Source organism: Odoribacter sp. AF15-53, assembly GCF_003479425.1.
In the GTDB taxonomy this organism is placed as follows: Bacteria; Bacteroidota; Bacteroidia; order Bacteroidales; family Marinifilaceae; genus Butyricimonas.
Genome location: NZ_QUHC01000001.1, coordinates 704,314 through 719,271, shown reverse-complemented (window position 1 = coordinate 719,271; position 14,958 = coordinate 704,314). Strand labels below are relative to the sequence as shown.

The following is a 14,958-nucleotide window of genomic DNA, read 5'->3' as shown; positions in this document are numbered from 1 at the left end:
AAAAAATAGCAAACACTCCATGCCCAACAAAACATTCATATCCGTTTTATTAAGTTGTATCCTCTTGGCTTGCAACTCGACCTCAAAGAATCAAGAGAATACCCTTGCCCCCTGTATATTAAGAGACAACGGGGCTGATTCTAAAATAAACCTATCAGAGATCATCACAAAACATTACCGGATAATTCCTCTTGAAACTAAAAAGACGAGCCTCGTCGGGAGTGTAAATAAAATAATAAAACGGGACAGTATATTCTATATATTGTCGAATGAATGTAAAATACAAACCTTTAATCATGAAGGGAAACACTTGTACACGCTCGAAAAAATGGGACGAGGCCCCGAAGAATACACTTATATCGGGGATTTTGATGTCTACACGATGAACGGACAAAAAGAAATCTGGTTATGCGACGTGAATTGTATAAAGATATATGACGCGACCACCATGCAGCATATAAAAAATATCTATTATCCTTTCGTTATCAACAAATTCAAGAAAATGCAGGATAATCATATCTTACTCATGACGGGACAAAACAAAAAATTAATTTCACTATCTGATCCATCCGGAACGATTATAGACTCTTGCCTGATCACGAAAGCGACCAACACGATGTTCAAACCCGTGCAGTTTATTCCCTACAAGGACAAATTTATATACCAAATTGATTTTACAAATAGCTGTGTCATCTATGATCCTGAACACGAACAGTTCCACGAGAATTTTATCGTCGACACGGAAAACAACTGGTTAAGTGAACGACAGTATGATGCCCTGTTTCAAGAATTCGAATACGATTTCTTTAGATACTTGAAAAACTACACTTTCATCAAAACACTTCGATACCTGAACAACACGTTATACATCGTATCGCACAAGGACAAAAAACGTTACCTGCACATCGTATCGGGTTCAAAACAACAAACGATACAATTCGCCCCGAACACGAGAATCGTCAACGACATTTTTTCTTCCACGAACGATTTAAATTTTATTTCGTCACTGAACATGGGAGAAAGCGACAACAGCCTGTTGCTCCTTATCGAACCCTCGAATCAAGACATCCGGCAAATCAAAAAAGGTAGTGATTCCAACCGCGTGATTGCCCGAATAAATGCTAACGACAATCCCGTGATTCTCGAATATTTTTAAAACCGATCTCCTTCCATATTAAACCCATCATCATGAAACCAATCCTATATACCACCCTGATCTGTACTCTAATCCTCGCGTGTACCCGCTACCCGGCGGGCGTGGAAGAAACCCTCTCGCAAGCCGGGAAGAACCGGGGTGAATTGGAAAAAGTGTTACGCCATTACCGACAACACCCGGAAGATTCACTTAAATACCAAGCCGCCTGCTTCCTCATTGATAACATGAAATGGCACCTGTCGACCGAACAAGCCATATTCCCGGACTCGTCCATATACGAATGGCACGCCCGGTTCGATAGTCTTTACAAGGATATGACAAAGGGCATTCGAGACACGGCCTTAAACACCAGAAAAAATGCCGAAAAATTCTGGGAAAACTATACGGTTGCCAGGAAACTGGTCAACGCCATTCCTCCCGACACCCCCGTTATCGTCAAGGGAATATTCCCCGATCCGCAACACATATCTTCCGGTTTCCTGATTTCCCATATCGAGAACGCTTTCCACGTGTGGACAAATTCTCCCCATGCCTCGTACCTCTCGTTTGAACAATTTAAAGAAATGATTCTCCCCTATCGTGCCATAACAGGTTATCCCTTTTACGAGAACGGGAAAAGAGCAAACGATATTTTTAGCAAGTATTTAAACATGAGCGACGAAAAAACTTACAATCGTTTCATAAATAGATACTCACACTACACGTATGCCATCCGCTACATGTTCTATCTCCCTCAAAAACAACATGTGGGACTCTACGATCTATTTTTAGGCTCCAAATATGACTGCATTTCCATCGCTGATAATTTTTGCACCGTCTTCCGGGCTTACGGTATCCCCACGGCCGTCGATTGTAATATCTCTTTCCGCGAAAGAACGGGAAGACATTTTCATTGCACACTGTTGGACAGCGCGGGGAAGCGATACAAATATAACCAAATTACAAGTCGCGACACGCTTCATCAATCTGCCTCCTCTTCCATCAGCTATTTCAGAAATACTTTCGCGGCGCGGGCAGATAGCCCCTTCATGCTAAAAGCGAAAGACGAGGTGGTGCCGGATTATTTTGACACACCTTGTATCAAGGAAGTAACCGACGAAAACTACCGGACAACCCGAATAGAAATCCCGCTAAACAGAACGATCTCCAACAACCTGGTTTATCTCTACACCTTCAATAACCTCACGGGTGGGCTCGTCCCGGCAACCTGGGGGAGCGTCAATCATCAACAAAAAGAAACGAACTTCCAGAACGTGGTTTACAACGTGCTTTATTTTCCCGTGTACCTGAAAGGCGACAGCGTTATCCCGTACGCCGACCCGTTCTATATTTCCTCGCCCGACACGCTTTACACCTCTCCCACGTTTACCACCCTCCGAGCCGAACAACCGGAAAAAAGAGGAAAACTACTTCTACTCCGCAAATTCCCCGAAAAGAAATACCTGCAACAACAAGCTCGCTTCATGATCGGGGGACGTTTCGAGGGAGCCAACCGGGAAGACTTCAAGGACTCCGTGCTACTAGCCACGATCGAAACTACCCCCATACTCAACCTGCAGGAAATCATCCCGAAGGTATGCCGTCCCTTCCGTTACTATCGTTATGTAGCCCCGGACACTTGGCCAATCAGTAACATGGGATTCCTCGAATTCCTCACTGACGAATACACGCCCCAAGATTCACTCCAGGCGGTAATACCTCTCCCGGTATTCACGCCCGAAGACATCGACAAGAACCGGGATGATAAGACGTACCGTAGATTACACCCGGACGATAGCATTAAATATTACTATTTGCGAAATCACCCCGCGTACAATCCCATCATGCAATATTCCTCTTATGCCGGTAAAGATCTGATGCCATTGAAACGTCCCATGAAAGTGAAAAAAATACGCTTTGCCCCGGCAAACGCGGAGAATCATATCGTCGTGGGCCACTCTTACGTGCTGATGTACTGGGATAACGCCTGGAAAAAAGCGGGAACCCGGATTGCCCGTTACAACTTTCTGGAATTTGACAACGTTCCGCTCGGTCGCATCTACTGGCTACGGGATCTTACCGCGGGAAAAGAAGAACTTCCATTCTTCTATAAAAACGGAAAACAACTATTCATCTATCACGACACCATTGTTCCCCGTCCCGCCGAATTTTATGATTTCGAGAATCATTATTAACCCCATCATCACCATGAAAACAATCTATATTTTACTGATTATCATCATCACTTGCGTTTCCTGCCAGAGGCAACAAGTAGAAAACATTAAATTCAAAAAACTGGCTATAGACTTCGATAAACACAATGCACAATCACTTGATTTAATAAATTCAATAGACAGCATAAGAATCGTACCGTTAGAAACAGATTCAACTTTTATCATCGGGGGTATCAAGAATCTTCGTTACGACGCTCCCTATCTCTTTATCGAAGATCCCCTATCCCAATGCTTGTACGTATACGATGTAAACGGAAACGGGATATCTAAAATAGCAAATAATGGATGAGGGGCAGGAGAATTTATATCTATCACGGATTTCACGATATTAAACAATAATACCATAGTGATCATGGATAACATGGGAGGAAAAATTATCTTCTATAATCTTCACGGGGATTTTCTTCGTGAAATTAACATAGAGGACCCGCACATGGATATTACTTGCATATCAGTCATTGATAATGATTATCTTACATTATTTACGGACTATAGGGATACAATTTCATGCGTTTCAATTTTGGACATCACGAACGGCAAGATAAAAAGAATACCTTTCAACCTCCCTCCTTACGCCCAAAACAGTCAATTATCATTAAACAGGACTTTCTCGAAATATAAAGATTCCGTCCTGTTCAAAACCGTATTTGACTACAACGTGTTTCAAATAACACCCGATAGTATCATCCCGCGTTATCAATTCGATTTCAAAAGATACAACATCCCCCTGACATCTTTTGACGGAGAAATTGAAACATATATAGCCTATGCTCGACGGAATGATTATATCTCTAATCTTGATGACTTGCTTGAAAACAATAAATATATCTACTGTAATTTTTTTAAAGGTGGTAACGCCTATGATCTATATTACAATAAACAACAGCAACAACCCTACATATTCAACACGACAACTTTACCGGATGAATTCAAATCCCTATATTCTGTTCCCAAATACGCGAAAGATAACTATTTCATTTTCACCCTTGCAGACGAGGATTGCCTTCATACACTTTTAAAATTTCATCAGGCTTCCATGAATCATATAAAACTAATATACACCCCGTTAACCTCTCAAAAAAATCTTGAAAACAACAATCCACATCTAGTATTCATTTATACCCAATAACAAAAAAACACTTTCAATGAAGAAGAATCACTATATAATCATATTGCTAATTATCAGCTGCTTTAGTTGTAAAAACAAGGACACAAACATCAAATGTATCCATTTTGATTTCGACCAAAACATGAAAGATATCCATTCCACGGGTCTATTAAAAGACTGTAAAATAATCGCCCTAGAAACTAGAGACAGCGTGTTGATTGGAAGAATAGACAAGGCGATTGTATATAAAGACCGATTGTACGTTGCCACATTCGGCGATGATCAATCTGTTTTTATTTTTGATTTAAAAGGTAATTTTATCCATAAAATCAATACAGTGGGACGTGCCCCTGGAGAATATTTACAATTGTTTGATATCTTCATAAACAAAAGGAATCACACCTTAAACTTATTATCCAGAATAGATCGGAAAGTACTAAGTTATGATATAAACAATCTAAAACTTGTTGAAATATATCCTATTCCCGAAACATTATACAAGATGTTTTCATGGCAAAAAGGTTATATCGGATATGCGGGAAATTATACCCAAGACGAAAATAAACGTTACAATTTATGGGAACTGGACTCCAATTTTCAAACTATTAATCTAAGTGTAAATATAGATCCCAGTTGGTTAGGTAAAAGTAGTAATATTAAATCTTTTTCGTCTTATAAAGATTCTCTTTATTATATAGCCCCCACGGACTTTAACGTATATCGTTACGATGGCAAAAACATGTCTACATGCCACTCTGTAAATTTTGGTAAATATCATTTACCCGAGGAACAAATCTCGTACAAAAAATACGAAGAATATTGCTGGCCCCCCAACTACATCACAACAATTAGAAAATTTCAAGAAACTCAGGATTATTACATTTATTTAGTTCTGGAATCCGGTCAAAATCGTCTGTGTTTATACAATAAAAACAATCAAGAAACAAACATTTGTGAACTTACTCCTTATACAAAAAAATACCTAACTACCTTTGGTAATATCATTGATATCACACAAGATTACATCATAACCTCCGTTGAGGCAGCGGACATATGCGAGTATCTAAAAGGAAAAAACGAATATGTTAATTTTGAAAAAAACTATCCCGAACAGATTCATAGAATGAGAGAAGAACTACCTGATATCAACGAAGATTCAAATCCCTGTATTGTCATTTATTCTATACAACATTACTCACAATCTTCCTGAAAATTCTCATAATTCTATCATATTTCTATTGATTTTTCCCGATTTTTTACTATATATTTGAAGTATCTGTTTAACGGCGAAGCGTGTAGAAACAATTTAATATACTCGATATGAAAAATAACAAAAAACATACTGGTGTTATGCAACACCTTATCTCCAATCACACGAACTTAGGCTAGAAAGCCGTGCGATTGAAAGAATATTAATTTTTAAAAATTATCAGGGGGAAAATAGCGGTGCCGGCTCAACCCTAGCAAGTTCCCGACACCGCCCCATTTCCTCAAAAAAGAAGAAAGGACAAAGATAATAAAAATTGAGACACACGTCATCTCTCTCGTTGAAAGGATATATACTTGAAAAAGGACGAAATGGAAATATAAATTAAAACCAGAACAAAGATGAAAAAGATTACATTATTTTCAGTATCAATAGCACTCGTCATATTTATGGCTATTAACGTGAATATGATTCTTACGGATCAAAAGCAAGAAGGACAATTATTTTTAACCAATCTCGAACAAACAGCAAAGGCCAATTACGAAATCCCCGACGCGGACGTAACATGTAATTACCACCCTTTCAATCACGTCACGGGTGGACGTTGTTGGACAAGTGCTAATGGATGTCCATACTGTAGTTATTCGTTCTTTGCCTATTATTGTAAACGTACAGAAAATCCCACTGATCTTTGCGGTTACACGATATGGACCCTACAAGGAGGGAGTATAGGACATGAAAGTTATTGCCGATTTGTCAAGTCTATGCAAGAACAAGTCTCATATATTTAAAAATAAATCTATGAAACCAACATTATTTTTCCTTATTCTTTTAACGTTTATCAGTTGTAAACATGATAAAAAGGGGGGGCAGGACAATGCCCCCGTTTACCAATTTGATTTATCCCGAAACGACAAAGTTTCAATACTTGAAATCTGTGACAGTATTCAAATTATAAAAATACCCACAAATGATAGTTGCCTGCTATCATCCGCTGCTAGACTAAAAGCTGATAACAAACACTTTTATATACAATCACAAAATGGTATATATATATTAGATCGACAAGGCAACTATCTCCACAGAATATACAACGTAGGAAGAGGACCGGGAGAATATGATAGCATAGAAGAATTCGTAATAGATCCTTTTAACCAAAGCATCCTATTAGTAACATGTTGGACCGGTATACATGAGTATGATTTCAACGGAAAATACTTACAAACCTTCCGTCCAGAAGGCGTAATTCATCGAATCTTTCCTTTCGATAAAGATATCATCGTATGTTTACGGGGAACAAATAGAAAAAAAATTCATTATTTCTCTCGCAAAAAGGAGGAATACATTTCCAGCACATTTACTTTCCCTAAGATAATTGATATGGTATTTGCTTATCCTGGATTTTCAAAAGAAAAAATTAATTATCAACCCATTACTCCACTAAATACCTACTATAAAATTGAAAAAGATAGAATTACACCTATTTTTCATTTTTCTACAGGCAATTCTCCGTACACTTTAGAACAAATCAAGTTTCCCTCTATCTATGATAAAATAGAGCAAGGTAAGGCCACGGCACAAGATCAAGTTGCTCAAAGAGCATGGCTTATTAAAACATTTCCAATAACAATCATGGATACTCGTGTATTCGGAAATTCAATTATTGCTCAATTTTACGATGTAAGAAAAGGCCCCGAGAATGCTAAAATTTTTTATGTCCTTTATAATACACGAGATAATACCTATAAAAAGTTTAACCAATTCTCAGAGAAGATTAACTGGAAAAGCCTTAACTATTTCAACGAAAATGAAATCGTTTATCTCTGTGAATATGAACAAAGAGAAGAATACATTCCCTATCAATTACTGGACGAAAAAAGCAAACAGATATACGACAACATGAAAGAAAATGATAACCAACTTATCGTCAGGTTAAAATTAAAAAGCAAATAATACATGAAAAACAATACACGAAATTTATACATCGTGATCATTATGCTTCTCTTGATATCGGGGAATATCGTACTGATATATAAACACGTGGAGACCAAGAAAAAATTAATTCAATATTATAGCCAATACAGTAATGACTATTTTTATGAATACCGCAGGAAAATACAATCTATTGAAATAGAAAACGAATATCTTGAATTTTCTCCCGAAATCCACATCGGGAAAGACACGTTAACCTCTATCTCATTAGCGAACAAAATAAAAAAGAGTACTTTGATTTGCTATTTCCCTATGAGTAGTTGCCCTCCATGTATTAATCTTTTACTGGAAAAAATAAAGAATGCTTTCCCTGATTACGCCCAACGGGATGATATTATATTTTTTTCAAATGATGTTGAATATAAATTAAGAAATAATTTTTACGGTAAGCAAATTTTCCAGTATGCAGACAAAAAACAAGTTATTCCAGCCGAGAAATATAGCACGCCTTATTTATTCATTCTTGATAAGGAAATGAAAACAAAATTATTCTTCTTCATGGACAAACAAACACCTGATTATACCGATGACTACTTGAACATTGTAAAACAAAAAATTTTTAATCATGAAACCAAGCTATGATTCTCGTTAGAAAAATAAAATCTAATCTGTCAATCCCAATATGATACCTAACATGACGTAACCATGAAAAAAATCATCATCCCATTCATCATCCTAGCCCTGCTCTCCTGTTCTCACTATCCTCCCGGCGTGGAAGAAACGCTCTCGCAAGCCGGGAAAAACCGGGGAGAGCTGGAAAAAGTCCTGCGTCATTACCGGGAATCCCCGGAAGATTCGCTTAAATACCGGGCGGCCTGCTTCCTGATCGACAACATGAAATGGCATCTATCGACAGAGCAAACCGTTTTCCCCGATTCCTCCCTGCTCGAATGGCATTCCCGGTTTGACGGGCTATACCGGGAAATGATGAAAGGGATAAAAGATTCGGCCCTGTACACGGAAGCCAACATTGAATCACGCCAACAACACGCGTTCATCGCCCATAAACTGGAAACCATGATTCTCCCCGACACGCCCGTCATTGTCAAGGGAGTATTCCCCGATCCGCGACACGTGAATTCCGATTTCCTGATCTCGCATATCGAGAATGCATTCCGCGTGTGGAAAGAATCACCTTACGCTTCATATCTCCCGTTCGAGCAATTTAAAGAAATGATCCTTCCCTACCGAGCCATGACAGGTTACGCTTTTTACGAGAACGGGAAAAAACTAAACGACATTTTCAGCAAACACCTGAACACGAGCGACGAAAAAACTTATTCCAGGTACATGAGTCGCTACACGCTCTACACGAACACCATTCACCAGATGTTCACCCTCCCTCACCAGCAACACGTGGGGCTCTACGATCTTTTCCTGGGATACCAGGTGGACTGCATATCTCTAAGTAACAATTTCTGCAACGTGTTCAGGGCCTTCGGCATACCCACGGCGGTCGATTACAACATCTCTTTCCGGGAAAAAGCCGGGAGACATTTCCATTGCACGCTCGTGGATAGCACGGGCTCGCGTACCAAGTACAGCCCGACCAGAAGCCGCGACCCGTTCAATCTCTCGGCCTCCTCCTCGCCCAGTTTCTTCAGAAGCACTTTTGCCGCGCAAGCCGACAGCCCGCACATGCTGAAAGCAAAAGACGAGGTAGTCCCGGAGGCTTTCGAAACGCCTTGTCTCAAAGAAGTGACAAGCGAAAATTACCGGGTCGCCCAAGTGGAGATTCCTCTAAACGCGGACATATCCAACAACCTGGTTTACCTCTACACGTTCAACAACATTCCCGGGGGAATCGTCCCCGCCACCTGGGGACTCGTTGATCACCAGCACAAAACAACTCACTTTAAAAACGTGGTTTACAACATACTCTACCTTCCCGTCTACCTGAAAGGCGACAGCATTATCCCTTACGCCGACCCGTTCTACCTCACCTCGCCCGACACGCTCTACACGTCCCACTCGTTCGTCACCCTTCGCCCCGCCCAACCGGAGAAAAGAGGAGATTTGCTCCTACACCGGAAATTTCCCGAAAAAACACACCTGCAAGAAAAAGCACGACTCATGATCGGGGGACGTTTCGAGGGAGCCAACCGGGAAGACTTCAAGGATTCCGTGCTACTCGGCACGATCGAAACGGCACCCGTTCTCAACTTACAGGAATACACCCCGAAGATATGCCGGGCCTTCCAGTATTACCGTTACGTCACATCGCCAACCAGCCGGTACAGCAACATGGGTATTCTCGAATTTCTCACGGACGAGTACACGCCCGAAGATTTACTCCCCATGCCAACACCACTTCCCACGTTTACTCCCGAAGCCGCCAAGGCAAAACAAGATGACAGGGCATATCGCAAATTACAGGTCGACACCAGTAAATACAAGTATTTGCGATATCAACCGGCCTACAATTCATCCATGCAACACGCCTCTTTCTCGAAAATAGACCTGATGCCATTGAAACGCCCCATGAAAGTGAAAAAGATACGCTTCGCCCCGGCAAACGCCGAAAACCATATCGTCGTGGGACACACTTATCAATTGCTATACTGGGATAACGATTGGAAAAAGGCGGGAACCCGAATTGCCCGTTATAACTTTTTAAAATTTGACAACGTCCCGCTCGATCGCATCTACTGGTTACGGGATCTCTCGGCAGGAAACGAAGAACTCCCCTTTTTCTACAAAGACGGGAAACAACTATTCATCTACCGGGACACGATTATTCCCCACCCCACCGAATTCTATTATTTTGATAACTATTTCTGAGTAGACAAAATTAGTCCATAAAGTCCATAAGGTCTATAAGGTCCATAAGGTCATCGACCCCGCGGGCGCTTTGTTCACGGCAGCTTTGCTGCCGACAAATACTGTCCGAAGGACACCCGTGACTTTAGGAGCCAAAGGCTCAACTTTATGGACTTTATAGACTTTATGAACTTTATGGACTTTATAGACTTTATGGACTTTTTTTCTCGCGAAATCCAATTTGTCCTGATTTGGCGCTGATTGTCACACATTTCCCGTCATGTTCCCCCACCCGATATGCCCTACTTTTGTCAACAAGAAATCCGGAGAGCCCCACGAGGTCAAAGGGTGTTCGAGGAGAGATAAGGGAGAGATAAGGCACGACAAACAGATGACAGACGTTTCGCCCACGTTCGACAGCCGTTTGGGAACTGTGAATGATACGACGACAACACGTCCGTGAATAATTCATGAAGCCCGACTTCTCCCCCGACTCTCCCCGACATCCCCCCGCTCTCTCCCGGATGTCCTGTTTAAATAATAATTAACCTTTAAATTAAAAAAGATGGCAAAACACAACAATGGTTTATTAAGGGGCCTGCGAGGTCGCATCGGGAACACGATTTTTTACAAACATGGTAATCAAGACTGTATCCGGGCCGCCCCGCTGGAATACCACGACGCGAACACGCCCGAACAACAACGAAATCGAACACGCCTGACGATAGCCCTGCGTTTCTATCAACAGCTCGCCGAGACTCCACTCAAACCGATCTGGAAGATCGAGGGACACCGTCTAAAAACAAACGGTTTCGCCCTTTTCATGAAAACGAACATCAGTATGTTCACACACGAGGGAAAAATCAGCGATTTCTCGCGCTTGCAACTCGGCATCGGCAAACAACAACATGTCAACAACATGACGGCCTCTGTCGACGAGCAAGACAACGTCACCCTGCAATGGGACGATAATTCGGGATGCCCCTCCGCCCTGGCAACCGATCGGTTGATGGTCGTCGTGCTATTCAGCAACCGATCGTTCACCCCGGTAATCCTCGACAACGTGCAGGCCTTGCGGGAAGACGGGTACGCGTCGTTCCACCTGGAACGAAAAAAGAGAATAAACGCGCATATCTACTGTTTTTTCGCCTCGCAAGACGGGAAACATTTTTCAAATGATAAATACTTTAAATTATGAAACAACACGAAATTTTACACGAGTACCTGTCCGCGCTTTACAAGGCTGAAGTCGACGTGACGGATGATCTGCACGAACCGCTGCATTTCAACGAGGCGGAAAGCTTGGCCGCGTATCGCATCGACCTGCTCGACGTGGAAATCCCGGCAATCTCCTGCCTCATGGATATCCGCGAGAAGGGACTGGAAGACAACGCCATCATCGTCGCCATGCTGGGTACCATCATCGAGCTGGAAACCATCTTCGGGGAAGAAAACGGGCATGCCACCCACCGCTACCTGCAAATCACGCACGAGGGACTTCCCCTCCCCCCGGAAGAGCTCACCCCCGACGAACGGGAATTACTTGACGAGTATCTCCGGCTGCAACGGGCCTCTTTCCGGCACCTGGCAAGGTGGTTCAACACGTTGAAGACAAGCGTGTCGTTTCCCTGCACCTTACGGGCAGACGACATGGACATCGCCGAGATGATGGCCTTGCACCTGCACACGTCGCTCGTGGTATTCCCTACCGACAAATACCTGATAAAAGAATTTATCCTCTATTTCTGTCACGTGTGGAATCTCCCCGCCACGAAAGATTATTACACGATTGTCAGTCACGCCCTGGCACGTCCCCACCCGACCGCTTTTCTCGAAAAAATCGTGAGGGAATTACAGAATTACATTGAAACATTAGATCGTAAAAGAATATGAAACCACTGAATGATAACACGGATCCTTTGGAAAGATTCTCCATACTCCTGTACTATGTCGTGGACCTTCTCGAAAGTTTCGCGCAAAACTTCACGGAATTGCACGAGTATGTCAGCAAATCAGTTGAAAATATCCCGCCGAACTTGATGGATAAAGAGAAATTGTGCCGGACGCTGAATATCGCCGAACGCACCTTGTATCGTATCATCAAGGAATACGATATCCCCGTCCATCAACTCGGGAAACGGAACTATTTTTACTGGGAAGAAGTCGAGAAATGTCTAAGCAGAAAAAATACATGAAACCCGTAACCAATCTGGTCAGCGCGGTTGGCGAAGTCGTCGACCGCCTGACCCTCCCCGGAAGGGAGAAGAAACAACTGGAAACGGATATTCTACAACTATTGCTATCCGTGGAAGAAAAGACACTGGAGGAACAAGCCTCCGTGATCCGGGAAGAAGCGCGGGGCAACTGGCTGCAACGATCGTGGCGACCGATCGTGATGCTCACCTTCGCCCTGATCGTCCTGGCGGGAACCTTCATGAACCTGCCGATCCTTGCCGACACTTCCCGCTTCTGGGACTTGCTGGAAATCGGACTCGGCGGGTACATCATCGGCCGGGGCAGCGAGCAAATCGCCTGTTCCCTGCTCAAAAGAAAGAAATAACCCCCAGAATTCATTTTAAATTCTAAATTTTAAATTCTCTATCGTGGACATATTAAACCACCGTCTGGTGGACTGCGAGGCAGTTCACTTGACATGCTCCAAGAACACGAGGCCGCTCGTGTCCCCGGACACCATCGTCCTGCATTACACGGCCGGAACAAACGCCCTATCGACAGCCTATTACCTGACCCGGCCGGACGTGGCGGCTTCCGCCCACCTCGTGATCGACCGGAACGGGGACATCATCCAGCTCGTGCCTTTCAACGTGGAAGCCTGGCATGCCGGGAAGAGTTTTCATCTCGGACGGGTTAACCTGAACCATTACTCGATCGGTATCGAACTCGACAATCTCGGAAAACTCCGCCGGGAAGGTGACAAATTCATCGCCGAATGCGGCAAGGAAGTACCCGCATCAGAAGTGTTCGTTGACGAACAGGAAGACCAACCCACTTACTGGCACCGTTACCCGGAAACCCAACTACGAACGGTTGTCCTCGTGTGCGCGCTACTCTCGGAACATTACCCGATCCGCTACCTCTTGCGCCACTCGGACATCACACCCCGCAAGATCGATCCCGGTCCGGCATTCCCGCAAGAAATACTGGAAATGTAGAATGGGAAAGGGAAGCTCGTGCAGCGGAATAACTTGTAACTTGTTTACTTGCAACTCGCCGAAGGCGATTCCCCATTCTAAACTCTAAATTTTTATTCTTTAATCTTTAAATTTTAACATTATGGCAAAATTTAATTCCTACCTTTTAGGTAAAGTCAAGAAATCAGTTGGTAACGTTACCATGTGCGTTTTTAACAGAGAGAACATCGCGAAAGCCAAAATTTTCTCCCGCAAGGACGTGAAGACACCCGAAATCCTGACCCAGAGAGCCAAGATGAAAGCTCTTGTCGGGATCGCCCGGAAGATGCTCCCCGTCATCCGGAAAGGATTCACCGGGGTCGGTCGCGGCAACACGTCAAACGCGTTCGTCGCGCTTAACATGGGAGCTATCGAGGTCGACGAGAACTACGTGGCCACGATGAACTTCGAGCAGATGCTTTGCGCCTCCGGAGCTTTGTACACGCCCAAAGTCAGCGTGACATTCGACACGGAAAACAAGGTTTACTCCTTCACCCAAGAAATGCAAGACGACGAGGGAGACGGTTTCTCCTGCACTAACGACAAGGTGTATGCCGCCCTGTACGAAACCGCTCTTAACCGGGCCAAACTCGTGACGCTTAGAACGCGCGGAGAATCCGGTAGCACGAGTACGTCCTTACCGGAAGACTGGGAACCGTCGAAGGTTCACGCTTATTGTTTCGCCACGTCGAAAAACGGGAAAATGGTTTCCGACAGTCGCCATTTAACCATCGAGTAAGGATCTGGGACAAACGCGTAAAAACGCTTTTAGTCCCTTCGAGTCAAAGGTCTGTAAAGTCCATAAAGTTTATAAAGTCTATGGACCCTAGCGGGCGCTTTATCCACGGCAGCCAAGCTGCCAATAAGTCTAGTCCACAGGATTCCCGTGACTTCATGAACTGAAAGCTCAATTTTATGCCCCAGGCTAAACGCATTTCGATACACGTTTAGCCTGGGTAAAAATCCCTCTCTTTCTAAATTTTAAATTCTAAATTATTATCATGAACAACTACTTTTTAATCGGTATGTTTTCCACCCTTAGCCTGAACACCTTTCTCTCGCAAATGGCCGACAGCCTTATCGCGGGAGTCGTGAGTCTTCTGGGTGGCGTGTTAAGTTCCATTATCGTTGCCTGGCTGAAAAGCCGCTGGCGAACGAATCATTGACATTTTATTAAAAATGGGGGGAGAAAAAGACTTTTCCCCCCTCAAAGACGGTAGAAAGCATATTTCAACGAATAAAAAGAAGCACGAAATAATATAATTCGCTCGACAAATATCAACATACTCGAAAATAAATGGTATATTTGTGATAAATTCTCGAATAAAGCA

The 14,958-nt window shown here is 43.0% G+C and carries 14 protein-coding genes and 1 pseudogene; all 15 read left to right on the top strand.

Features of this window, described 5'->3' with window-relative positions; genetic code table 11:
• Positions 1–19 precede the first annotated feature (19 nt).
• The 15 genes and pseudogenes from DWW52_RS02920 (at position 20) to DWW52_RS20980 (ending at position 14,793) form a co-directional block, all read left to right on the top strand.
• Positions 20–1,156 carry a 6-bladed beta-propeller gene (locus DWW52_RS02920; protein WP_118713957.1) on the top strand — a complete coding sequence of 379 codons (1,137 nt, stop codon included), beginning with the start codon at positions 20–22 and terminating at the stop codon, positions 1,154–1,156.
• 32 nt (positions 1,157–1,188) lie between these two features.
• Positions 1,189–3,330: a hypothetical protein gene (locus DWW52_RS02915; protein WP_118713956.1), complete on the top strand. Its 2,142-nt coding sequence runs from the start codon at positions 1,189–1,191 to the stop codon at positions 3,328–3,330.
• Positions 3,308–4,498 (top strand): annotated as a pseudogene (locus DWW52_RS02905) (6-bladed beta-propeller). The gene DWW52_RS02915 and the pseudogene DWW52_RS02905 overlap by 23 nt, the downstream one beginning before the upstream one ends.
• Before the next feature lie 121 nt (positions 4,499–4,619).
• On the top strand, positions 4,620–5,687 hold the full coding sequence (locus DWW52_RS02900) for a 6-bladed beta-propeller (RefSeq protein WP_233556666.1): 1,068 nt from the start codon (positions 4,620–4,622) through the stop codon (positions 5,685–5,687).
• Between the two features lie 398 nt (positions 5,688–6,085).
• On the top strand, positions 6,086–6,475 hold the full coding sequence (locus DWW52_RS20930) for a hypothetical protein (RefSeq protein ID WP_148315315.1): 390 nt from the start codon (positions 6,086–6,088) through the stop codon (positions 6,473–6,475).
• A gap of 10 nt (positions 6,476–6,485) precedes the next feature.
• On the top strand, positions 6,486–7,637 hold the full coding sequence (locus tag DWW52_RS02895) for a 6-bladed beta-propeller (RefSeq protein WP_158582463.1): 1,152 nt from the start codon (positions 6,486–6,488) through the stop codon (positions 7,635–7,637).
• An 87-nt stretch (positions 7,638–7,724) separates the two neighbouring features.
• Positions 7,725–8,258 carry a hypothetical protein gene (locus tag DWW52_RS02890; protein WP_148315314.1) on the top strand — a complete coding sequence of 178 codons (534 nt, stop codon included), beginning with the start codon at positions 7,725–7,727 and terminating at the stop codon, positions 8,256–8,258.
• Between the two features lie 63 nt (positions 8,259–8,321).
• Positions 8,322–10,457: a hypothetical protein gene (locus DWW52_RS02885; RefSeq protein ID WP_118713950.1), complete on the top strand. Its 2,136-nt coding sequence runs from the start codon at positions 8,322–8,324 to the stop codon at positions 10,455–10,457.
• Between the two features lie 544 nt (positions 10,458–11,001).
• Complete coding sequence (locus DWW52_RS02875; RefSeq protein ID WP_118713948.1) at positions 11,002–11,634, top strand: DUF6266 family protein; 633 nt, start codon at positions 11,002–11,004, stop codon at positions 11,632–11,634.
• Positions 11,631–12,329, top strand: coding sequence for a hypothetical protein (locus DWW52_RS02870; RefSeq protein ID WP_118713947.1), 699 nt, complete (start codon positions 11,631–11,633; stop codon positions 12,327–12,329). Before DWW52_RS02875 ends, DWW52_RS02870 begins: the two co-directional genes overlap by 4 nt.
• Positions 12,326–12,631 (top strand): helix-turn-helix domain-containing protein, encoded by a 306-nt coding sequence (locus DWW52_RS02865; RefSeq protein ID WP_118713946.1) that lies wholly within the window; start codon positions 12,326–12,328, stop codon positions 12,629–12,631. The genes DWW52_RS02870 and DWW52_RS02865 overlap by 4 nt, the downstream gene beginning before the upstream one ends.
• Positions 12,607–12,996, top strand: a complete 390-nt coding sequence (locus DWW52_RS02860) for a 3TM-type holin (protein WP_233556664.1) — start codon at positions 12,607–12,609, stop codon at positions 12,994–12,996. Before DWW52_RS02865 ends, DWW52_RS02860 begins: the two co-directional genes overlap by 25 nt.
• Positions 12,997–13,039: 43 nt before the next feature.
• On the top strand, positions 13,040–13,609 hold the full coding sequence (locus DWW52_RS02855; protein ID WP_118713944.1) for an N-acetylmuramoyl-L-alanine amidase: 570 nt from the start codon (positions 13,040–13,042) through the stop codon (positions 13,607–13,609).
• A 121-nt stretch (positions 13,610–13,730) separates the two neighbouring features.
• A complete protein-coding gene (locus tag DWW52_RS02850) occupies positions 13,731–14,366 on the top strand; it encodes a DUF6266 family protein (RefSeq protein WP_118713943.1) in 636 nt (211 codons plus the stop codon).
• A gap of 262 nt (positions 14,367–14,628) precedes the next feature.
• Positions 14,629–14,793, top strand: coding sequence for a hypothetical protein (locus DWW52_RS20980; protein WP_158582462.1), 165 nt, complete (start codon positions 14,629–14,631; stop codon positions 14,791–14,793).
• Positions 14,794–14,958: the final 165 nt, after the last annotated feature.

Bases quoted from the DNA above. Each gene is read 5' to 3' on its own strand.
- DWW52_RS02920 (WP_118713957.1), top strand. From the start codon at position 20: ATGCCCAACAAAACATTCATATCCGTTTTATTAAGTTGTATCCTCTTG.
- DWW52_RS02870 (WP_118713947.1), top strand. From the start codon at position 11,631: ATGAAACAACACGAAATTTTACACGAGTACCTGTCCGCGCTTTACAAG.
- DWW52_RS02875 (WP_118713948.1), top strand. From the start codon at position 11,002: ATGGCAAAACACAACAATGGTTTATTAAGGGGCCTGCGAGGTCGCATC.
- DWW52_RS02865 (WP_118713946.1), top strand. From the start codon at position 12,326: ATGAAACCACTGAATGATAACACGGATCCTTTGGAAAGATTCTCCATA.
- DWW52_RS02900 (WP_233556666.1), top strand. From the start codon at position 4,620: ATGAAAGATATCCATTCCACGGGTCTATTAAAAGACTGTAAAATAATC.
- DWW52_RS20930 (WP_148315315.1), top strand. From the start codon at position 6,086: ATGAAAAAGATTACATTATTTTCAGTATCAATAGCACTCGTCATATTT.
- DWW52_RS02915 (WP_118713956.1), top strand. From the start codon at position 1,189: ATGAAACCAATCCTATATACCACCCTGATCTGTACTCTAATCCTCGCG.
- DWW52_RS02885 (WP_118713950.1), top strand. From the start codon at position 8,322: ATGAAAAAAATCATCATCCCATTCATCATCCTAGCCCTGCTCTCCTGT.
- DWW52_RS02895 (WP_158582463.1), top strand. From the start codon at position 6,486: ATGAAACCAACATTATTTTTCCTTATTCTTTTAACGTTTATCAGTTGT.
- DWW52_RS02850 (WP_118713943.1), top strand. From the start codon at position 13,731: ATGGCAAAATTTAATTCCTACCTTTTAGGTAAAGTCAAGAAATCAGTT.
- DWW52_RS20980 (WP_158582462.1), top strand. From the start codon at position 14,629: ATGAACAACTACTTTTTAATCGGTATGTTTTCCACCCTTAGCCTGAAC.
- DWW52_RS02860 (WP_233556664.1), top strand. From the start codon at position 12,607: ATGTCTAAGCAGAAAAAATACATGAAACCCGTAACCAATCTGGTCAGC.